The following is a 20894-nucleotide window of genomic DNA, read 5'->3' on the forward strand; positions in this document are numbered from 1 at the left end:
AATCGCCGGACTGTGGCGAGACGACAGTAGGGTTTATATGAGTCGTCGTCCGTGTGATATCTATGGATTCGGGGTTGGCAGGGCTGAGGGGGGTTGGGGAGCTGTCCCCACAGCGACGGGCGGAACTGCTCTTGCTCGGCGCGTACATGGCGCTGATTCTCGGGGGGGCGATCCCGGTGTTCGAGATGCTCGTTCGCGCGTGGCAGTCGTGGGGACACGTCCGCATCATCATTCAGGGCGCGATCAACGCGACCGGGTTGGCGCCGGCGCTGTTCTACTACGCGCCCGTCGGCCTCTACGTCGGCTTGGGACTCGCACTCGTGGCCGACTCGTACAAGCGGGCACAGGGCGTCATCTTCTGGATCGGAATCCTCTTGGGCAGCGTCTTCGTGCTGGCGAGTCGCACGGAACTGCTCGGGACGCTCTTTGGCGGCATGGGGCCGAGCGGGACGGTCGCGTTCCTCGTGTTCGTTGGCATCGGCCTTCGAGCGGCCGGTGTCACGACCGACGTGATCGACGACGATCCGCCGTACGAGTTCAACCGGGCGCCGCGGCTGCTGTTTGTCGTGACGCTCGCGGCCATCGTTATCGGCTTTCTCGACTTCCACATCGACTACCGGCCGGTCGTTCGCATCACCCCAACCGGGCTGACGACACAGACCCCTCGTCTTTGGGGGTTGAACCCCTCCCACGCGTTCACCGACGCCGTGTTCGGAGTCATGTGTTTGGCGGGACTGTACAAGTTCACGTCCTACGAAAGCGACGTGAAGGTGATCCAGATCGGGCCGGCCCGAAGCGGAAAAAGCGCCGGCTTCGGCGGCCTACACCTGACCGTTGAGGAGTTCCGCGACGAGGACGCGTGGCTCAAATCCTCGGACGACGTTCTCTCGCTCCGAGACGACATCGTCGAAGGCGAATTCCCGGAGCCGACCAGAAACCGGGCGGGGCTGCAGTGGCTCGAAATCGAGTACAACGCCGGGGTTCTTTTTCCGGAGAAGCTCTTTCTCCAGAGCATCGACTACGGCGGCGCGTTGCTCGGCGACGTGCTCGCGAACGTCCGGTCGGACACGAAACTGGCCATCGAAGAGCGAGCGAGCAACTGGACGGAGGCGCGGCGGCAGGTCGACAGGGTCAACCGGCGCTTGATGGAACAGGAAGGCGAGACCGACGGCGGCGAGGTCGTCAAGTCGGACGAGATCGCGTCGGCCGTTTGGGACTGCGTCAGACACGCCGATCGCATCATCCTCACCATCCCGCTCGATGACTTTCTCAAACCGATCATCGAGAACGGAACCGAGATGGAGTACATCGAGGTCGTCAGAGACGACGGGTCGAGAACGGAGGCCGAACTCCGGTCGGCGCTTGACCTCACGGAGAGCCAGTATCTGCCCAACCCGTTCGAGTACGATGGGGGCTTGTTCTACCTCCCGGATCGCGACGAGTTCCGGGACCACCCCTCCGACTACGTCACGTGGTACCGGGATCTGATGAAACACGAGGGGTTCGAGGACACGGAGTTCACCTACGCCGTGACAAAGGCCGACCTCGCACTACGAGACTACCGGGCGGCCGAGCGAGAACACGGCAACCACAACCCGTTGCCGTTGCGTAACTACGACGACTTCCGTCACCACGTCGTCGACATCGTCCACGACGCGAGCAACCTGCTCAGTCAGGACTTCGACGAACCGGAGGAGTTCTGGCCGCTCTGGTACGAGGTGGAGGATCCGGACGGTGTCGGGGGCGACGAGCCACGAATCACCACGGCGGACATGGACACCATCCCCGTTCTCCGCGGCTCGGAGCAACTCCTGACGAAACTCGAACGATGAGCGATCTTCGTATCTACGCCGAGACGGGCGCGTGCCTGCTGAACACCGGCCCGGACGTCGACCACGAGACGGACGCGATCCGGCGGTCGATGAAAGAGGAGGTGTTGCTCTATTACGACCCGAGCCGATCATTTCTTCGTTGTTACGTGCAGGTGCAACGGGCACAACCCGAGCAGTTCGCGTTCGAGTACGAACACGACGGCGGACCCGACACCGACATCTTCAGCGCGTTCGTCAGCGACGCACGCAGGGAGGTCGAAAAGACGAACTGGCGGATTATCGACGAGAACTCGGCCGTGTTCACCGCGTTGGAGTCGGGGCCCTACACCGAACCGGAGACGGACGAGGACGACGTACAGGCGCTGTTGAGCGAGGACGAGCGGATCGAGTTCGCCGCGACCGACCGGACGACCGCCGTCGGGCTGGTGCCGTATCTCCGGGAGACGTTCGGCGAGGAACACAGCATCGCGATCAGCCGCGCGGGCCGTGTCCGCCCGGTGGCTGACGCCGACTTCGTGGTCGTCCCGGACCAGTCCTACACGGGGTTGACCGGTTCGACCGAGGAACGGCTCGAGCGGGTGCGGGTCGAGTACTGGCGGGGGGAGCTGAGCGCGACGGTCACCGAACTGAGCGACGGGACCGGAACGGCCGTGCGCACGGACCGGCTGATCGGCCACATCCGGCGGGAGGGACTCGACGACCGGTTCGGCATCGTCGCCCGTCCGACCTCGGCGTCGTGGGCCGATCCGGGGGGACGCTGGTTCGTGGCGACCGCCGTCGCCGGGACAGTCCTCGTGGCGGCGTCCCTCCTCGCGACCACGGTCTCGGACGAGGTACTCGGCCTGTTGGGACGGGAGGTGACGTTCACGCCGCCGTTGATACCGCTTCCGAGCGCCATCCCCGACGTGCTGTCGGGCGGGGCCGGCTTCCCCAGTTGGGTGGTCGTCGCGGTGACGGGAGTCCTTCTCGCCGTCGGCGGTGGATCGTTCTGTTCGGTGGTCGGGGTCCGGACACTCGCGGGGCGGTTCTCGCTCCCGTTCCCGTCGGCCGGCGAACGGCGGGAGCCGCCGTCGGTGACCGACCCGACGCTCACGGCGCCACAAAAGAGCATCGGCGAGTGTCTCGACAGGCTCGTTGACGCCGCGGGCCGGGAGACGGCCGTCGAGAGCCTGTCCGCCGAACTCGACGGGCGGGGCGTCGACGTGTTGTCCGAGCGGGAGGCGTCGCTCTACTCGATCGGTGCCCGGGCGCTGGGTGTCGTCGCCGGCGTCGGGGTCAGCGCGGCGGTGTACCTCAGCGGCGGATTCCTCGTGCGGCGGTTGGTGTCGTTGCTCTCGGGAGCGTGGGTGCTCGTCCTGAACGGGCTGGTTGGGGTCGCTCTCGTCGTCGTCGTCGCCGGCGTCGGCGCCGCGGTCAGTGCGGCGCTTGGCCGGAGTCGAACGACCGACCGGCCGACCGGGACGGTCGGGACGAGCGGGAACGGGACCGGGAAAGAAAGCCGGCGGTCCCGGACAGACCGGCCGGCCGGGGCAACCGGAAGCGGGGATGAGGGCCGGCAGTCCCGGCGGGGTGGACAAAGCGATGTCTCACCGCGGACGGTCAAGGAACTTCGGGGGATGATGAACAACCCCAAACGTCTCAAACAACGGATCGAGCCCCGGAGCTTGCTCAAGGAAGTACAAAAGAATCCCCAGCGGGACGACATCAAAAAGTTACTGCGGAGGTACGAAAACGTCATCTCTGAAGAGGTCGTTCCGCCGGAGAAGCGGGGCCTGATCGAGCCGTCCTCGGGGTTCCCGTCGTCCGGTGATCGGTCCGGTTCGTCCGCCGACCGCCCCGACGCCGATGTGGCCGGGACGGACGATCCGCCGGGACGGAGCCGGGGCGGCCCGGCACACGGCGACGACTCGGACCGGAGTCCGGGACCGACGGGCGACACGCCAGCCGAAGGATCGTCCACGCCGGAAGACCCCGGTGTTGGGCGCGACGCCGACACGCCGGAGGAGGGCGGGACCGGCAACGCTCCGGCGGACGACGGGTCACGGGGGACGACAGCCGACGCGTCGGTGACCGACCCCTCGAACGGGTTCGCCGAGTTCCGGTACGACGGGGCGAACAGCGGGTACGTTCGGTGTCGGCATGGGTCCGGAGCACGTCCGACTTTGAGGTGGGAGTACAACACCGACGATGAACCGCTCGCTCCCGTTGTTAGCGGAGGAACAGTGTATATCGTCGACCGAGGAGGGAGAATCTACGCCGTCGACGAAACCGGCGAGAAACGGTGGACTGCGGCGGTCGACGACGAGATCAACTCGTCGCCGGCCCTCCACGACGACAAACTCTATTTCGGGAGCGAAAGCGGAACGCTGTACGCGATGGATACGTCCGGGGACCGGTTGTGGGACGAGCGGATCGGGGCGTCATCCGGACGGCTCCCCGGGGGGACCGCAGAAATAATCACGCCGCCGGCAGTCACCGACGGTACGGTCTACGTCGGGGATATAGAGGGAAATATCCACGCGCGTGACGCAGCGACCGGCCGCGAGGTGTGGCGGGATGAAACAAACGGAGCGATATACGGGAAACTCGCCATCGACGGTGAGAGGCTGTTCGCCGCGAACGAGAAGGGACTGCTCGCAGCGTATGATACCGGTGGCGGACGGATCTGGTCGGCCGGTGCAGGATACGGGATCACCACCGCCCCGGCGATAGACGACGGGTCGTTGTACGTCGTTGACCGAAACGGTGTCATCCATCGCTACGATCCGACACAGAGCGGAGCGGAGGTGGGGACACACCCCATGGGGAGAACCGATCCCGTCTCGCCAACGGTCGGCGACGGGCGGGTGTTCGTCGGGACGAAAACGGGGACGGTGATCGCGGTCGGAACCGATCTAGAACGCCGTTGGTGGAGTGCCGAGACCGACCATGGGGATCGAATCCTCGCGCCATTTCTCCTCGACGAGCGTAACCTCTATGTCCCGGCCGGCAGGCGTGTGTACGCGTTCGACCCGTTGACTGGGAGGCAGTCGTGGAGCTTCCGGCTGAAAGAGAAGGTTCGGGCACAGCCAGCGTACGGCGACGGGAGCTTGTTCGTCGCGACGACGGCGGGGCGCGTTCGAGCACTCGATCTCGACTGACGGCCGTCGGCCGTCGGCCGTTACTCTAGATACCCCAGATCCCGCAACCGCTCCTGTGTCTCCTCGTCCATGTCCGCTACCGTGTCGTCGGTCACGGCGGTGTCTGTGGCGGCGGTCCACGCGCCGCCGACGCCCTCTTCGAAGGCAGCGAGAACGCGGTCGGTTTCGGTGATCGCCGGGTCGTCGTCGCCGGCGCGGTTCGTCGTCTCGCCGGGATCCGCATCGAGACGGTAGGCCTCGTCGTCGATCCGGTCGATCCGGACGTACTTCGCGTCCGGGCGGCGCGCGGCGCGCATCCGGGCGTAGAACCGCGACTCCTCGGGGAGGTCGATCCCTGCGGCGGCGGCCTTTTCCTCCAGTTGCGTGAGTTCGACCACGGGCCGAGAGTACTCGACGAAGCCGTACGTTCCGTCGGGAGCGGCGGCCTGTCCGGGGTCGGGGTCGGTGACGGCGTCGAAGGCGCGGTACCGGTCGGAGAACAGGGAGCGCGTGGGGTCGCGGGCGACGGCGCGGTCGCCCGGCACAGCGGGGTCGCCACCGTCGACGTCGAGGGCGTCGAGAACGGTGTGGTAGAGGTCGATGAGTTCGACGGTGTCGGTCCGGCGGCCGCCGTCGAGGGTGGGGTGTTTGACCAGTAGTGGGACGTTCACCAGCGGGTCGTACAACCCGAATTCGTGGCCGTAAAGGTCGTGTTCGCCGTGGAGTTCGCCGTGGTCGGCCGCAACGATCACCGTCGTGTCGTCCCACTCGTTTTCGGCTTTGAGCCAGTCGAACAGGCGGGTGAGTTGGGCGTCGATGTGGGCGAGTTCGGCGTCGTAGAGGGCGCGGATATCGCCCCACTCGTCGTCGTCGATTGGCCGTGCACCCGAGTTGTACTCCTTTGAGTTCTGGCAGACTGCCGTCGAGTCGACCCCGGGGGCGAATTTCTCGGCGAACTCGTCGGGCGGGTGGTACGGGAGGTGGGCGTCCATCAGGTTGAGAAAGCAGAACCAGTCCTCCGAGTCCTCGACGAACGACTTCGTGCGGTCGATGACGGCTGGTGTCTTGGAGTCGGCCCCGTCGCCGCCGGCGAAGTACTCGTGGGCGACGTTGCCAAGGGAAACGAGCTTATCCGCAATCGCGCGGAGCCGGTCGCTGTCGTTCAGTGTCTTCCAGGCGCGGGCGAGTGGGCCGGAGAACAGGTCACCGGGCATCACCTCGAAGAAGTTGTCTTGCTCGTCGAAGCCGTCGGTGAGACGTGTATATGGCGTGATCCACGCGTTCGAGGAGTAACACGCGGTGTCGTAGTCGGCCGCCGAGAGCGTCTGGGCAAGTGTAGTCGCTCCCTCTAGATAGGGGTTTTCCTGATCGGCGCCGTGTTGGCTGGGGTACAAGCCGGTAAACAGGGAGGCGTGGACGGGGAGGGTCCACGGGGCTGGAGCGACGGCCGATTCAAAAACGGTCGCTTCGGCGGCGAAGTCGGCCAAGCCGGGCGTTGTCGGTCGGTCGTAGCCGTAGGGCGTCAGGTGGTCCGCCCGAACCGTGTCCATGATGATGAAAAGCACGTTCCCGGGGGCGTCGGACATAGCACCTTCTGAGCGGGTCTGGTGAATAAAGGTCGTGGATCCGGGACAGCCTCGGCTACCGCCAGTCGTCAAGGGTCGGAGCGTCGGGCAGGTCGATAGAGACCCACGCATCGTCGCGGGACACGTCGGCGATGACGAACTCCGCGGAGCCGCTGCCGTCATCCACCGAGGCCATGACATCAGAGCACTGCCCCTCTGCTGCCGTCACATCGGTCGCCATGTGTGTTAGATACTCACAATCGCATATAAATACATCGATACGACGACCGGGTCGGCGTGTTCGCAGAGTATTAGAGGATGGACGGTCGAACGGGGGACATGCATGTAGCCGACGCGATGACGCCCCGCGAGGACGTCGTCACGGTGGAACTTCCCGGAACCCGGGACGACGCCCTCAAGTATCTACAGGAACGGGGCTTCTCCTCGATTCCCGTCGTCAAACCGACCGACGACGGCGAAACCTACCGGGGGCTCGTCTCGCGGGACGATCTCATCGAGAATCCCGACGAGGACCAACTGGCGATGCTGATGCGCGACGTGCCGACGACGACGACGGACGCCGACCTCGTCGGGGTGGCACGGATGATGGTCGCCGAAGGGGCCCGTCGGGTGCCGGTCGTCGACGACGAACTCGACGGGATCCTCACGGTGACGGACGTGGTGCGGGCCATCGCCCGGGGCGACGTCGAGGGCGGCGCGCAGGTCGACACGCTGGCACGGCGGGAGATCAACACCACCTACCACGAGGCACCGCTGACGGTCGTCGAACGGGAGATCAACTACGCCGACGTGCCGTACGCGGTCGTTCTCGACGACGAGGGCGGAATGGCGGGGATGTTGACCGAGGTGGACATCATCGATGTCGCCCGGGTCGTCGAGGGCGAGGACGACACCGGCGAGAGCCTCGCCAACGAGGACGACGAGTGGATGTGGGAGGGCATCAAGGCCGTCGGTAACCGGTACTTTCCGACCCGAAGCGTCGAGATTCCACGCGAACCCGCCGCGACCTTTATGAGCGAGGAGTTGGTGACGGTGTCGGGCCACAGAACCGCCGAGGAGGTGGCACAGCTTCTGCTTTCGAACGACATCGAACAGACGCCACTGGTCGACGGCGGGTCGCTCGCGGGTATCGTCCGCGACATCGATCTACTGGAGGGTGTATGAGCGACGCCCAAACCATCACGGAACTCGCAAAGCGACGTGGCTTCTTTTTCCGGGCGAACGAGTCCTACGGCGGCGTCGCCGGCTTCTACACGTTCGGTCCGGAGGGTGCGGCGCTCAAGCGCAACGTCGAGTCGGCGTGGCGCGACCGCTTCACCGTCCGTGAGGGCAACGACGAGATCGAGGCACCGACCATCGCCCCCGAACCCGTCTTCGAGGCGTCGGGCCACCTCGACGGCTTCGACGATATGCTCGTCGAGTGTGGGGAGTGTGGCGAGAGCCACCGCGCAGACCACCTGATAGAGGACGCAAGCGACATCGAGGAGGCAGAGAGCCTACCGGTCCCGAAGGTCGAGACCCTCGTCGCGGAGTACGAGGTGGCCTGTCCCACGTGTGGCGCGCCACTCGCCGGCCGTTCGATCGAGGAGTTCAACCTCATGTTCGAAACGGGGATCGGCCCCGGATCGGGACAACGGGGCTACCTCCGCCCGGAGACCGCACAGGGCATCTTCGTCGAGTTTCCCCGACTGAAGCAGTACGCGCGTAATAAACTCCCCTTCGGGATCACGCAGATCGGCCGCGCCTACCGCAACGAGATCAGTCCACGGAAGGGGATCGTCCGAACCCGGGAGTTCACCCAGGCCGAGTTGGAGCAGTTCGTCGATCCGGACGACGACGATCCGCCGCTCTCGCGGGTCGCGGACGTGTCACTCCGCCTCTACCCGGCGACCGAACAGGAGGCGGAGGGAGGCGGCTACGTCGAGGCGACCGTTTCGGAGGCCGTCGACGATGGCATCGTCACCAGCGAGTGGGTGGCGTACTACCTGGGTGTCGCCCGGGAGTGGTACGACCGGATCGGCGTCGACATGGACCGGTTTCGCTTCCGCCAGCACCTCCCCGGAGAACGTGCCCACTACGCCGCCGACTGCTGGGACGCCGAGAGCGAGGTGAGCGGCGCGGCCGAGAACCCCGAGGACCCGACCGACGGCGACTGGATCGAGATCGCCGGCTTCGCTTCGCGGGGCGACTACGACCTCTCGAAACACGCCACCCACGGCGACGACGACTTCACCGTTTTCACGCAGTACGACGAGCCCCGGACCGTCGAACGGGCGGTCGCCGACCCCGACATGAGCGTTCTCGGCCCGGAGTTCGGCGGTCGGGCCGACGACATCGCCGACGCCCTGCGTGACCTCGCGGGGCGTGACCCCGGGGCGTTCGGCGGCGAGACGGTGACCGTCGGGGTCGACGGCGACGACGTGACCGTCGACACAGAGGTGGCGGGCTTCCGGATCGAGACGCAGACCGAGGCGGGCGAACACGTCATGCCGTACGTGATCGAACCGTCCTTCGGCGTCGATCGGACGGTGTACACGCTGATCGCACACGCCTTCGGACGCGACGAGGTCGACGGCGAGGAGCGGACCTACCTCTCGTTGTCGGCGGAGGTGGCTCCGACCGATGTGGCCGTCTTTCCCCTCGTGGGCGACGCCGCGTTGGAGACGTTGGCCGACGAGGTGGTCGCCGACCTACGGGCGGCGGGGCTGTCGGTCGCTCACGACGATTCCGGCAATATCGGCCGGCGTTACCGCCGGCAGGACGAGGTTGGCACGCCCCTGTCGGTCACCGTCGACCACGAGAGCGTCGAGACGGAGCCGACGACGGTGACGGTCCGGGATCGAGACACGACGGCGCAGGTCCGTGTCCCGGTCGACGACCTGGTGACGGCGCTTGGAACCCTTCTCGAAGGCGAGGGAAGCTTCGACCGACTGCTTGCGAACTACGACCGTGTCGACACCGACGTGACGCGGTCCTGAGATGGCGGTCGGCGGCGAACTCCGACGGCGGGCCGTCCACGCGAGCGGGGTCGGCTTCCCGGCGCTGTATCTGCTCGAACTGGTCGATTGGCGGACGCTCGGCTACGTCCTCGTCGTCGCCTCCGTCGTCGCGGCCGGCCTCGAGGCGGTCCGACTCGGCGTTGGCCTCGATTGGGCGGTGTACGACGCGCTCACCCGGGAGTACGAACGGGAGAACGTCGCCGGCTACGCGCTGTATATGTTCAGTATGACGGGCGTGGCGCTGGTTTTCGATCCGCCGGCCGCCGTCCCCGGTATGCTGATGTTGGCCGTCGGCGATCCGGTCAGCGGTCTGCTCGGAGCGAACGAGGCCGGCCGCGCCAAGCGCGCCGGCGTTCTCGCCGCGATGTTTGTGGTGTGTTTTTGTTTGGCCACACCGGTCCTCGTCGGCTACGTCGCGCTCCCGACGGCACTCGCCGCCGCGGCCGTCGGCGGCGCCGGGGCGACGATTGCCGACGGGTTTACTCCCGTGGTCCGGGGGTACGTGGTTGACGATAACCTCACCATCCCGCCGGTGGCGTGTTTGGGGATCCAACTCGTCCTGTGGGCGGGTGGCGGGTAGGGTCGGCGACCCGGCCGGTGCCGGAGGTCGGCCACTCAGTGCCTGCGAGTTCACGACGCGTTTCAGCGCCCGTCCGGTGGTTCGGCAACGCGCAGGCCTCGGCAACACAAGCGTCGGCCAGCGGGGCGTTCTGCGGTTCGGTCAAGCGGGTATCCGTGGACCACAGTGGGCCGGTTGGACGATGATCGTCCACCGTACTGGAGGTAGGCCGGCGAATTACACCCTTATACACGTCATACGTCATAATAAACCGAACGAGCATCGACTGAAGAAAAAATAACTACCGTTTTGTAAACAGATATGCTTATACGGAGCGATCAACAGATACTCGCCCATGAGAAATATTGAGGTATCTGAGGTTGCGACGGGGAAGAATGGACACACGGCTGGTTCCGGAGGTGCGCCCCGATGAGCAACAAGAAGGAGACGTGGAAGAAAGGGATGTACGGCGACGAGGTTCGAGAAAAGATCCTCGAGTTTGCCGAGAAGGGGTGGGAGTCGATCCCCGAGGACGAACGCGACATGTGGTTCTCGCGGTTCAAGTTCTGGGGCGTCTTCCACCAGCGCGACGGGCAGGAATCGTATTTCATGATGCGACTGACGAACGCCAACGGCCAGTTGAACGCCGAGCAGTTGCGGGCCATCGGCGAGGTAGCGCGTGATTACGCCACCGGCCCCGTCGACAATCCCGAGTTCGGCGACGCGTGGATCGACCTCACGACCCGGCAGTCGATCCAACTCCACTGGATCAACCTAGAGGACGTACCGGATATCTGGGACAAACTGGAGTCGGTCGGGGTGACGACGCGGTCGTCGGGAGGCGACACGATGCGAAACATCGTCGGCTGTCCGGTCGCCGGCAAGGACGAGGCGGAACTGATCGAGACACAACCGCTTCTCGAACGGCTTCAGGAGGACCTGCGTGGCGATGACGACCTCGCCAACATGCCCCGGAAGTTCAACATCAGCGTCACGGGCTGTCGCGAAGGGTGTGCACAGGACGCCATCAACGGGATCGGGTTGGAGCCGGCCGAAAAGAAGATCGACGGCCAGGTCGTCACCGGGTTCAACGTCCGTATCGGAGGCGGGTTGGGAAGCCGCGAACCTCGGCGTGCGCGGAGCATCGACACGTTTGTCCGCCCGGAGAACGCCTACGACCTCGTTCGGGGGTTCGTCGAACTGTACCACGAACACGGCCGTCGGGACAACCGACAAAAGAACCGGAGTCGGTTCTTTGTCGACGATCACGGGACCGACGAGATCCGCGACCTCCTCACGGAGTACGTCGACTTCGACCTCCACGAGGCGGGGCGGAACTTCCGCGAGGAGTACACCTACAACGCCGGTCGCCCGCCCGAGGAGGGGAAGATCGACCACGTCGGCGTCCACGACCAGCCGGACGGTCGGAAGTACGTCGGCCTGAACACCCCGGTTGGCCGGATGACAGCACGGGAGGCCATCGCACTGGCCGACGTGGCCGAGGCGTACGGTTCCGGCGAACTCCGTCTCACCCGCCGGCAGAACCCGCTGATCATGGACGTCGAAGCGGATGCGGTCGACGCGTTGCTCGACGAACCCCTGCTTGAAACCCACCGGCCGGAGCCGTCGCCGTTCGAGCGCGGCGGGATGGCGTGTACCGGCACCGAGTTCTGTAGCATCGCGCTCACGGAGACGAAACTGCGCTTGACGCGGATCCTCCGGTGGCTCAACGCGAACGTCGACGTGCCGGACGACGTGGCGACGGTCAAGATCCACTACTCCGGCTGTACCGCGGACTGTGGCCACGCCTACACCGCCGACATCGGTCTCCAAGGGATGCGGGCGCAAAAGGACGGAGAGATCGTCGAGGCACTCGATATCGGCGTCGGTGGCGGCCTCGGGGCAAAACCCGAGTTCGTCGAGTGGGTCAGTCAGCGGGTCCCCGCGGACGAGGTGCCGGGTGCGATCCGGAGCCTGATCGGTGCGTTCGCCGCCCACCGCGACGATGGCCAGACCTTCCGGGAGTGGGTCGAGGATATCGGAGCCGAATCCATCGTCGATCTGTGCGAACCCGAGGAAACCACCTACGCGGACCCGTACATGTACGACGCCAAACAGTCGTGGTACCCGTTCGCGGAGGAGGAAAGCCCCGCACCGACCACCGCCGACGACGTCCCCATCTCGTCGGACTGATGGCGATCAGACTGCTCGACGTGAGCGCGTACACGACGCTCGATTTCGTGACCGGACGGGTGTTCGGTCCCGACTGGAGCGACGACGCGGCGGCCGTCGTCGACGTGGACCGGTCGAAGGCCGCCCCGGGACACGTCAGACTCCGGCTCGAGTTCGACGGGGAGGACGTGACACACGTCGACCACCACGCGGACGGTGTCTCGCTCTCGCCCGATCAGGCACGGGCGCTGGCCGCCGATCTGAAACGGCAGGCGGCGAACGCCGAGACGGAGGAGGACGTGCCGGGAGGGCGGGGCCGGTGACCGTCGGAACGGGTCGTGAGGTGGCGTAGATGCGGCCCGGTACGGTGTATCTCGTCGGGGCCGGCCCGGGCGACCCCGAACTCATGACGGTGAAGGCGCGTCGGGTTCTCGACGGTGCGGCTGTCGTCTACCACGACTCGCTCGTGAGCGAGGCGGTGATCGAGTCCATCCCCGACGCGACTCGTCTCGTGGGTGTGGACGAGTGTTCCGACGGCGAGCGGGCGTCACAGGCGGAGATCACCCGCCCGCTGGTCCGGCGGGCGACCGCCGGCGAGGACGTGGTTCGGCTCAGATCCGGCGACCCCTGTGTGTTCGGTAGGGGCGGCGAGGAGGCCGAGCACCTCGCGTCGGCCGGTATCCCGTTCGAAATCGTCCCCGGCGTGACCGGCGCCGTCGCCGGCCCGGGGGTGGCCGGCATCCCACCGACTCACCGCGACCACGCCTCCAGTGTGACCGTGGTGACAGGTTACGAGGACCCAACAGAAGAACACAGCGCGTTGGACTGGACGGCACTAGCACGGTCGGTCACGGCAGGCGGAACGTTGATCATCCCGATGGGGGTCGCCCGTCCGTCCGACACCGTCGCCGCCCTTCGGGAAGGAGGGGTCGATCCGGGGACGCCCGTTGCCGTGGTTGAAGACGCCTCCCGGGCGTCGGCGTTCACCGTCACCGGAACGACCGAAACCATCACCGACCGAACACGGGAGGTGGGGACCGACCCGCCGGCCGTCACCGTTGTCGGCGACGTGGTGTCAGTGCGGGACCGGGTCTTTGAGTTCCTGCACGCCGGGGGGACGGCCCGACAGTCGGGCGGGACGGCCGGGGACGGGTCACCCATCTCCACGGAGTGAGGCCGCCCCGTCGGGTTCGCAAGATATTAGTACCGAACATCAGAAAATAATATCAATGGATCGGACACCGGCTGTGCCGTCCGAACTCGTCCGCCCGCTGCTCGTGGCCCGTCGACCGCGACGACCGGGCCGTTAGGCCCACCTATCTCTCATTTCCCGTTCCGTTCCGTTTCCCAGACCATCCACAACCGTCGTCGTGAGCGCGACGCATCTCATTTTATTTCAATTACAGAAACGTAGAATTTAAGTCCATGAGGCGTCGAGAAGACGGTAATGACACGTGTGGCACTCGCGTTCTCCGGCGGACTCGACACGACAGTGTGCGTTCCGCTCCTCGAGGAGGAGTGGGGGTACGACGAGGTGGTCGGCGTTACGGTCGACGTGGGCCAGCCGGAAGCGGAGTTCGCCGAGGCCGAGGAGACGGCCGACGCTCTCGGGTTGGAACACCACGTCGTGGACGCACGGGCGGAGTTCGCGTCGATGTGTCTGGACTCGGTGCGCGCAAACGCCACGTACCAAGGCTACCCACTGGGAACGGCGTTGGCGCGGCCGGTCATCGCGGAGTCCATCCTCGACGTGGCGAAGGAAAACGACTGCGACGCCGTCGCTCACGGCTGTACGGGCAAGGGGAACGACCAACTCCGGTTCGAGGCGGTGTGGCGTGCCTCGGAGTTGGATGTCGTCGCACCGGTGCGTGAACTCGGGTTGACCCGTGAGTGGGAGATCGAGTACGCCGACGAGAAGGAGCTGCCGGTGGAGGGCGGCAACGAGGGTGTTTGGAGCATCGACACGAACCTCTGGAGCCGGTCGGTCGAGGGGGGCGACCTCGAACACCCCGGTCACGTTCCGGGCGAGGAGATCTACGAGTGGACACGCTCGCCCGCCGGCGACACCGAGGAGGTCGAACTCACCTTCGAGAACGGCTATCCGGTCGCCGTCGACGGCGAGGAGATGGACCCGATCGGTCTGATCGCTCACCTCAACGACGTCGCCGGCGAGTACGGCGTCGGACGAACGGACATGATGGAAGACCGGATGCTCGGGCTGAAGGTGCGTGAAAACTACGAACATCCGGCGGCGACGACGCTGTTGAACGCCCACGAGACCTTGGAGAGCCTCGTACTCACCAAGGAGGAACGCGACTTCAAGAAGCTCGTCGACGACGAGTGGTCACAGAAAGGGTACGAGGGACTGGTCGACGCGCCGCTGATGAGCGCGTTGGAGGCGTTCATCGAGGCGACCCAGACCCGAGTGACCGGCACGGTAACGATCCGGTTCGAGGGCGGCCAGGCCCGCCCGGTCGGGCGCGATAGCGACCACGCGGTGTACGACGAGTCGTTCGCCTCGTTCAACACGGAGGATGTTGGCGACATCACGCAGGCGGATGCGACGGGTGTCGCGAAATACCACGGTTTCCAAGAACGCCTCGCAGCGAAGGTGCTCGCGGAGGCGAAGGAAACCGAAGCGCTGACCGACGGCGCGGGAGCGGAGTGAGCATGCACGTCGGGCTTCTCTACTCGCGGATCAGACGGGACGAGAAACTGCTTCTCTCGGAGCTACGCGAGCGCGACCACGAGGTGACAAAGATCGACGTTCGAAAGGAGCGGTTCAACATCAGCGAGCCGCCGGCGGCGTTCGAGAACATCGACATCGCGGTCGATCGCTGTCTGGCGACGAGTCGGAGCCGCTACGTGACGCGGTTTCTCGACGCCTACGGGGTCCCCGTCGTCAACGGGGCCGACACGGCGGAGCTGTGTGCCGATAAGGTGAAAAACAGCCTCGTTCTCGACGCCGCGGGCGTGCCGACGCCGAACACGGACGTGGCGTTCACCACCGACAGCGCCCTCGAGTCCATCGAGGCCTTTGGCTACCCCTGTGTGCTGAAGCCCGTGATCGGGTCGTGGGGACGGTTGATGGCCAAAGTCGAGAGCCGAAGCGCGGCCGAGGCGATCCTCGAACACAAGGCCACCCTCGGCCACTACGAGCACAAGGTGTTCTACATTCAGGAGTTCGTCGAGAAGCCCGGGCGGGACATCCGCGTTGTCGCCACCGACGGCGATCCCGTCGCCGCGATGACCCGGAGCTCGGATCACTGGCTCACGAACGCCGCGAAGGGCGGCGAGGTCAACGAGTTCGCGGTGGATTCGGAGGTGGCAGAGCTCGTGGAACGCGCCTCCGACGCCGTCGGCGGCGGCTTGCTCGGCGTCGACCTGATGGAGACGGGCGACTCCTACACCGTCCACGAGGTGAACCACACGGTCGAGTTCAAGGCGCTCGACTCCTGTGTCGACTTCGACGTGCCCGCGGCCATCGTCGACTGGCTCGAACGGAAGGCCGACCGGAGCGTGGAGGCGGAGGCGTGAGCCACACCGCGAGCGTCGTCGGTGGGAGCGGCTTCACCGGCGGCGAACTCCTTCGCCTGCTCGACGGTCATCCCGAGTTCGAGGTGGCGCAGGCGACGAGTCGGAGCTACGAGCGCAAGACCGTCGGCCACCAACACCCGAATCTCAGGGGGATGGACCTCAGGTTCAGCGATCCGGCGGATCTGGAGTCGGTCGATGTCCTCTTCGCGGCGACACCGCATGGCGTCTCGATGGAACGCATCGACGCCTTCCGGGACGCCGCAGGGACCGTGGTGGATCTGAGCGCAGACTTCCGGCTCTCGACCGAGGCGCAGTACGACGAGTGGTACGACGGTCACGACCGGCCGGAACTGCTCAACGAGGCCGAGTACGCCCTGCCGGAGCTCAACCGGGAGAACCTCATCGGGGCCGACCTGATCGCCTCGGGCGGTTGTAACGCGACAGCGACCATTCTGGGGCTGAAACCCCTCTTCGACGCTGGGATCCTCTCCGGTGACGAGAACGTTGTCGTCGATGTAAAGGTCGGCTCCTCGGAGGGCGGCGCGGGCGGCGGGGCGGCCTCGTCTCACCCCGAGCGGTCGGGCATCGTCCGGCCCTACGCGCCGACGGGCCACCGTCACGAGGCCGAAATCGAGGAGTTTCTCGGCCTGTCGGTTTCGTTCACCGTCCACGCGGTGGATATGACCCGTGGCGCGGCCGCGACCTGTCACGTCTTCCCCGACGGGCCGGTGAACAAAAAGGAGTTGTGGAGCGCCTATCGTGAGACCTACGGCGACGAACCGTTCGTGCGCACCGTCGCCGGCGGCGGCGGCGTCTACCGCTACCCCGAACCGAAAACGGTAGCCGGCACCAACAACGCCGAGGTGGGCTTCGAGATCGATCCCGGAAACCGGCGGCTGGTTGTGTTCTCGGCCATCGACAACATGATGAAAGGATCGGCCGGGCAGGCCGTCCACGCTGCGAACGTCGCTCTCGGGATCGAGGAAACCGCAGGGTTAGACTTTCAGGGATTCCACCCCGTAGGTTCGCCATGACGGTCGTGGTGAAGATCGGCGGTGCAAAGGCGGTTGACCCGGCAGGGGCGGTGGCCGACGTGGCCGACCTCGTGGCAGATGGTGAACCCGTCGTCGTCGTTCATGGCGGGTCGACCGCCGTGGACGACCTACTGGACCGCCTGGGAATCGAACCCACGTACGTCGAGACGCCGGACGGCGTCGTCGGCCGGTTCACCGACGAGGCGACGATGGAGGCGTTCACGATGGCGATGGGCCGAGTGAACAACGACCTCGTCGCGACGATGCGGGCGGCGGGTGTCGACGCCGTTGGACTCTCCGGTGTCGATGGCGGCCTCGTCACCGGCGCGCGGAAGTCGGCGGTGCGGGTGATCGAGAACGGCACGAAGAAGATCAAACGAGGCGACCACTCGGGAACGATCGAGTCGGTAAACACCGGTCTGTTGGAGCGTCTGCTCGGCGACGGCTACACCCCCGTCGCGGGGCCACCGATGCTGGCCAACGACGGTGTGGCGGTGAACACGGACGCCGACCGGATGGCCGCGGCGGTCGCAGGCGCACTCGGCGGCCGACTGGTCGTTCTCACGGACGTGGCGGGCGTGTACGCCGACCCCGACGACCCGTCGACGCTGATCGAAGCGGTAACCACCCCCGCGGAGTACGACGCGCTCGACGACGCCGCGGAGGGCTTTATGATAAAGAAGGTGATGGCCGCGACGGAGGCGCTGGAACGGGGCGCGACCGAGGTGGTCGTCGCCGACGCCAACGCCGACGCGCCCGTCACGGCCGCGCTGGGCGAAAGCGGTACACACATCCACGCGAGCGCACTGGAAGACACATGAGCGGATTCATCTTTTCGGAGAAACCCATCGGCATCGAACGCGGCGAGGGGGCCACCCTCTACGCCGACGACGGCACAGAGTACCTGGACTTCGGCGCGAGTTACGCCGTCGCGTCCGTAGGCCACAGCCACCCACGGGTCGTCGACGCGATCAAATCACAGGTCGAAGACCTCGTCTACGTCCAGGCGTCGTACCCGGTCGAGGCGCGGACGGAACTGTACGAGAAGATGGCGACGGTGTCGCCCCCCGGACTGGACAACGTCTGGCTGTGTAACTCCGGCACCGAGGCCAACGAGGCGGCGATGAAGTTCGCTCGCAACGCGACCGGGCGGGAGAAAATCGTCGCCACCCGTCGTGGATTCCACGGCCGAACCCTCGGCGCACTGGCGATGACGTGGAAGGATAAATACAAAAAGCCGTTCGAACCGCTCGCGGGTGGCATCGAGTTCGTCTCCTACGGCGACGAGGAGGAACTCGCCGAGGCGGTCGACGAGGAGACGGCGGCGGTCTTTCTCGAACCCATCCAAGGCGAGGGGGGGATCCACCCCGCGTCGGAGCCGTATCTGAAACGGGCTCGGTCGATCACGCGGAAGGCCGGTGCGGCGCTCGTTTTCGACGAGATTCAGACGGGGGTAGGCCGCACCGGAGCGATGTGGGCCTGCGAGGCGGTGAAGGTGGCCCCGGATATCCTCACGACGGCGAAAGGGATCGCCAGCGGCCTCCCGTTGGGTGCGACCGTCTGTGCGGACTGGATCGCGGACGCCGACCCCGAGCACGGCTCGACGTTCAGCGGCGGGCCGGTCGTGTGTGCGGCCGCAAACGCCACCCTCGACGTCGTCGTCGAGGAGGATCTGCCAACCCACGCCGCCGACGTGGGGAGTTATCTGATGGAGTCCATCGACGACGCCGACCTCCCGGTGCGCGACGTACGCGGACAGGGGTTGATGATCGGTGTCGAGGTGAAGCGGGGGGCCAACCGGCTCCTGCGGGACTTGGCGCTCGAAGAACAGGTGCTCGCTTTGCCGGCGGGGCGGACCGTCCTCAGACTGTTGCCGCCGCTGACGATCGGGCAGGAGGAGGCAGACAGCCTCGTCGAGTCGCTGGAGGCGGTGCTCGGATGACGGTCAGCGAGACGGGTGGAGCGGAGTTGAGCGCCGCACAGCGGCTCCTCGTCGACCTCGTTGAGACACCCTCACCGTCGGGCGAGGAGGACGCCGCGGCCGAGCGCCTCGTCGCGTTTTTCGAGGCCAACGGCCGCGAGGTGTGGCGCGACGAGGTGGGGAACGTCCACGCGCCGGCGGACGACGCCGTTCTTCTCACCTCGCACATCGACACCGTGCCGGGCGACATCCCGGTCGAAATCGACGACGGCGCGGACGGCGAACGGTCGCTGTGGGGGCGCGGAAGCGTCGACGCGACCGGATCGCTGGCAGCGATGGCCGTCGCCGCAGTTGAAACGGGCGTCAGCTTTCTCGGCGTCGTCGGCGAGGAGGTTGACTCGCGCGGTGCGCGCCACGTGGTCGAAAACGGCCGCGCCGAACCCGACGCGGTCGTCAACGGCGAGCCCAGCGGATGGACGGGGATCACCCTCGGCTACCGTGGCCTGTTGGCGGGGACGTACGTCGCCACCAGCGAGTCGGGCCACACCTCACGCCCCGAGAACAACGCGATTCAGGACGCGATGGACTGGTGGTCGCAGGTCGAACGTGAGTTCGACCCCGACGAGTACCTGCCCGTCTTCGAGCAGGTGACCTGCAAGCCCACGGAGTTCGAGGGTGGAACCAGCGTCGACGGGCTCTCCGTCGAAGCGACGATGGAAGTCCAGTTCCGCGTTCCGCCGGAGTACACCGTCGACGACGTCCGGGAGATGGCGGCCGGCCGACTCGACGGCGGCACCGTCCACTGGTACGACGCGGTCCCGCCGGTGATGGAGAGCCCGCGGACGGACGTTGCCAGGGCGTTTCGGGTGGCCATCCGGTCTGCGGGGGGCGACCCTCGCCTTCTCCGGAAGACGGGGACGGCGGATATGAACGTCTTCGCGTCGACGTGGGACTGCCCGATGATCACGTACGGCCCCGGCGACTCGGACCTCGATCACGCGCCGGACGAACACATCCCGCTGGCCGAGTACGACCGTGCTATCGAGGTGTTGATCGACGCCTGCAAGCGCCTGCAGGGTGGCGGCGGATGAGCGTCGAGACGACCGACCTCCTCGACGTGGACGACCTCACGGCCGGGGAACTGGAGACGGTTCTCGACCGCGCGGCCGCGATCAAGGCCGGCGAGGACGACACCGACCTCACCCGGCGGACGCTGGCGATGGTGTTCGAGAAGCCGAGCACGCGAACCCGGACCTCCTTCGAAACGGCGATGACGCGGCTTGGCGGCCACGCCATCTTTCTCGGGCCGAACGACATCCACCTCGGCCGGGGCGAACCGATCAAAGACACCGCCCGCGCGCTTGCGGGGTACGCCGACGCCATCATGGCGCGACTGTTCGACCACTCGGCGGCCGAGACGCTGGCCACATACGCCGATGTGCCGGTGATCAACGGCTTGACCGACGACGCCCACCCCTGTCAGACGCTCGCGGATCTGCTAACGGTGCGGGAGGCGTTCGGCGGCTTCGAGGATGTGACCGTCGCGTGGATCGGTGACGGCAACAACGTCGCCCAGTCGTTCGTCCTCGGCGCGGCGCTTGCGGGGCTTGACTGCACCGTGACGGCGCCACCGGCGTACGGAATCGACGGGGACGTACTGGATCGGGCGGCTGAACTGGGTCGGTCGCCGACGCTCGTCGACGACCCGGAGACCGCGGCCGCCGACGCCGACGTTGTCTACACCGACGTGTGGGTGTCGATGGGAGAAGAGGACATCCGAGATGAGAAGCTGTCGGCGTTCGACGGCTATCAGGTGAACGCCGACCTTCTCGCGGGCGGCGACGCGAGGGTGATGCACTGTCTGCCCGCCCACCGCGGCGAGGAGATCACCGACGACGTGATCGAAGACGACCGGACGCTGATCTGGCGACAGGCCGAGAACCGCCTGCACGCACAGGCCGGTCTGCTCGTCGAACTGCTCGCGTGACGTGGGCCGTGGGACGCCGGATGTTGACCGTGGGGCGACGTATCCAACAAGGTTCTGTGCTTTCGGTGTCATGATATATAATACGCCCACCGGCGTGTGTGAGAGGCGTCCGATCCCCGAACGTCATTGTACCCACAGGTGGTCGGTT

General features: G+C 66.3%; 17 protein-coding genes. 15 read left to right on the forward strand and 2 right to left on the reverse strand.

Going from position 1 to position 20894, the window contains the following annotated elements; translation table 11 throughout:
• The first annotated feature begins 62 nt into the window (after positions 1–62).
• The gene (locus tag Q0925_RS09135; protein ID WP_299334488.1) at positions 63–1832 is read left to right on the forward strand and encodes a hypothetical protein; all 1770 of its coding nucleotides are present in this window, start codon (positions 63–65) and stop codon (positions 1830–1832) included.
• Entirely contained in the window at positions 1829–4972 is a 3144-nt protein-coding gene (locus Q0925_RS09140) for a PQQ-binding-like beta-propeller repeat protein (RefSeq protein ID WP_299334490.1), read from the forward strand. The genes Q0925_RS09135 and Q0925_RS09140 overlap by 4 nt, the downstream gene beginning before the upstream one ends.
• 20 nt (positions 4973–4992) lie before the next feature.
• Here Q0925_RS09140 and Q0925_RS09145 read toward each other — a convergent pair whose 3' ends face one another.
• Together Q0925_RS09145 and Q0925_RS09150 are read right to left on the reverse strand one after the other, a co-directional pair.
• On the reverse strand, positions 4993–6537 hold the full coding sequence (locus tag Q0925_RS09145; RefSeq protein ID WP_299334492.1) for a sulfatase: 1545 nt from the start codon (positions 6535–6537) through the stop codon (positions 4993–4995).
• Positions 6538–6592: 55 nt separating this feature from the next.
• Positions 6593–6757 (reverse strand): DUF7556 family protein, encoded by a 165-nt coding sequence (locus Q0925_RS09150; RefSeq protein ID WP_299334494.1) that lies wholly within the window; start codon positions 6755–6757, stop codon positions 6593–6595.
• Between the two features lie 98 nt (positions 6758–6855).
• Between Q0925_RS09150 and Q0925_RS09155 the strand changes: the two genes are divergently transcribed.
• The 13 genes from Q0925_RS09155 (at position 6856) to argF (ending at position 20746) form a co-directional block, all read left to right on the forward strand.
• Positions 6856–7701, forward strand: coding sequence for a CBS domain-containing protein (locus tag Q0925_RS09155; protein ID WP_299334497.1), 846 nt, complete (start codon positions 6856–6858; stop codon positions 7699–7701).
• A complete protein-coding gene (gene glyS / locus Q0925_RS09160) occupies positions 7698–9515 on the forward strand; it encodes a glycine--tRNA ligase (RefSeq protein ID WP_299334500.1) in 1818 nt (605 codons plus the stop codon). Before Q0925_RS09155 ends, glyS begins: the two co-directional genes overlap by 4 nt.
• A 1-nt stretch (position 9516) precedes the next feature.
• A complete protein-coding gene (locus Q0925_RS09165) occupies positions 9517–10116 on the forward strand; it encodes a dolichol kinase (RefSeq protein ID WP_299334503.1) in 600 nt (199 codons plus the stop codon).
• A gap of 408 nt (positions 10117–10524) precedes the next feature.
• Positions 10525–12288: a nitrite/sulfite reductase gene (locus Q0925_RS09170; protein ID WP_299334506.1), complete on the forward strand. Its 1764-nt coding sequence runs from the start codon at positions 10525–10527 to the stop codon at positions 12286–12288.
• Positions 12288–12590 carry a DUF6360 family protein gene (locus Q0925_RS09175; RefSeq protein WP_299334508.1) on the forward strand — a complete coding sequence of 101 codons (303 nt, stop codon included), beginning with the start codon at positions 12288–12290 and terminating at the stop codon, positions 12588–12590. The genes Q0925_RS09170 and Q0925_RS09175 overlap by 1 nt, the downstream gene beginning before the upstream one ends.
• A 29-nt stretch (positions 12591–12619) precedes the next feature.
• Positions 12620–13441 (forward strand): uroporphyrinogen-III C-methyltransferase, encoded by an 822-nt coding sequence (cobA, locus tag Q0925_RS09180; protein ID WP_299334511.1) that lies wholly within the window; start codon positions 12620–12622, stop codon positions 13439–13441.
• A gap of 273 nt (positions 13442–13714) precedes the next feature.
• On the forward strand, positions 13715–14935 hold the full coding sequence (locus Q0925_RS09185) for an argininosuccinate synthase (protein WP_299334513.1): 1221 nt from the start codon (positions 13715–13717) through the stop codon (positions 14933–14935).
• 2 nt (positions 14936–14937) lie between these two features.
• Complete coding sequence (gene lysX, locus Q0925_RS09190; protein WP_299334626.1) at positions 14938–15804, forward strand: lysine biosynthesis protein LysX; 867 nt, start codon at positions 14938–14940, stop codon at positions 15802–15804.
• On the forward strand, positions 15801–16838 hold the full coding sequence (argC, locus tag Q0925_RS09195) for an N-acetyl-gamma-glutamyl-phosphate reductase (RefSeq protein WP_299334516.1): 1038 nt from the start codon (positions 15801–15803) through the stop codon (positions 16836–16838). Before lysX ends, argC begins: the two co-directional genes overlap by 4 nt.
• Positions 16835–17659, forward strand: a complete 825-nt coding sequence (locus Q0925_RS09200) for an acetylglutamate/acetylaminoadipate kinase (protein WP_299334518.1) — start codon at positions 16835–16837, stop codon at positions 17657–17659. The genes argC and Q0925_RS09200 overlap by 4 nt, the downstream gene beginning before the upstream one ends.
• Positions 17656–18780, forward strand: a complete 1125-nt coding sequence (locus Q0925_RS09205; protein ID WP_299334521.1) for an aspartate aminotransferase family protein — start codon at positions 17656–17658, stop codon at positions 18778–18780. The genes Q0925_RS09200 and Q0925_RS09205 overlap by 4 nt, the downstream gene beginning before the upstream one ends.
• Positions 18777–19850, forward strand: a complete 1074-nt coding sequence (locus Q0925_RS09210) for a [LysW]-lysine hydrolase (protein ID WP_299334524.1) — start codon at positions 18777–18779, stop codon at positions 19848–19850. The genes Q0925_RS09205 and Q0925_RS09210 overlap by 4 nt, the downstream gene beginning before the upstream one ends.
• Complete coding sequence (gene argF / locus Q0925_RS09215; protein ID WP_299334527.1) at positions 19847–20746, forward strand: ornithine carbamoyltransferase; 900 nt, start codon at positions 19847–19849, stop codon at positions 20744–20746. The genes Q0925_RS09210 and argF overlap by 4 nt, the downstream gene beginning before the upstream one ends.
• The last annotated feature ends 148 nt before the right edge of the window (positions 20747–20894 follow it).

It is taken from the genome of Haloplanus sp. (genome assembly GCF_028275055.1).
Lineage (GTDB): Archaea > Halobacteriota > Halobacteria > Halobacteriales > Haloferacaceae > Haloplanus.

Bases quoted from the DNA above. Each gene is read 5' to 3' on its own strand.
- Q0925_RS09155 (WP_299334497.1), top strand. From the start codon at position 6,856: ATGCATGTAGCCGACGCGATGACGCCCCGCGAGGACGTCGTCACGGTG.
- Q0925_RS09175 (WP_299334508.1), top strand. From the start codon at position 12,288: ATGGCGATCAGACTGCTCGACGTGAGCGCGTACACGACGCTCGATTTC.
- Q0925_RS09205 (WP_299334521.1), top strand. From the start codon at position 17,656: ATGAGCGGATTCATCTTTTCGGAGAAACCCATCGGCATCGAACGCGGC.
- lysX (WP_299334626.1), top strand. From the start codon at position 14,938: ATGCACGTCGGGCTTCTCTACTCGCGGATCAGACGGGACGAGAAACTG.
- Q0925_RS09170 (WP_299334506.1), top strand. From the start codon at position 10,525: ATGAGCAACAAGAAGGAGACGTGGAAGAAAGGGATGTACGGCGACGAG.
- Q0925_RS09200 (WP_299334518.1), top strand. From the start codon at position 16,835: ATGACGGTCGTGGTGAAGATCGGCGGTGCAAAGGCGGTTGACCCGGCA.
- Q0925_RS09145 (WP_299334492.1), bottom strand. From the start codon at position 6,537: ATGTCCGACGCCCCCGGGAACGTGCTTTTCATCATCATGGACACGGTT.
- argF (WP_299334527.1), top strand. From the start codon at position 19,847: ATGAGCGTCGAGACGACCGACCTCCTCGACGTGGACGACCTCACGGCC.
- Q0925_RS09150 (WP_299334494.1), bottom strand. From the start codon at position 6,757: ATGGCGACCGATGTGACGGCAGCAGAGGGGCAGTGCTCTGATGTCATG.
- Q0925_RS09185 (WP_299334513.1), top strand. From the start codon at position 13,715: ATGACACGTGTGGCACTCGCGTTCTCCGGCGGACTCGACACGACAGTG.
- Q0925_RS09135 (WP_299334488.1), top strand. From the start codon at position 63: ATGGATTCGGGGTTGGCAGGGCTGAGGGGGGTTGGGGAGCTGTCCCCA.
- Q0925_RS09165 (WP_299334503.1), top strand. From the start codon at position 9,517: ATGGCGGTCGGCGGCGAACTCCGACGGCGGGCCGTCCACGCGAGCGGG.
- Q0925_RS09210 (WP_299334524.1), top strand. From the start codon at position 18,777: ATGACGGTCAGCGAGACGGGTGGAGCGGAGTTGAGCGCCGCACAGCGG.
- Q0925_RS09140 (WP_299334490.1), top strand. From the start codon at position 1,829: ATGAGCGATCTTCGTATCTACGCCGAGACGGGCGCGTGCCTGCTGAAC.
- glyS (WP_299334500.1), top strand. From the start codon at position 7,698: ATGAGCGACGCCCAAACCATCACGGAACTCGCAAAGCGACGTGGCTTC.
- cobA (WP_299334511.1), top strand. From the start codon at position 12,620: ATGCGGCCCGGTACGGTGTATCTCGTCGGGGCCGGCCCGGGCGACCCC.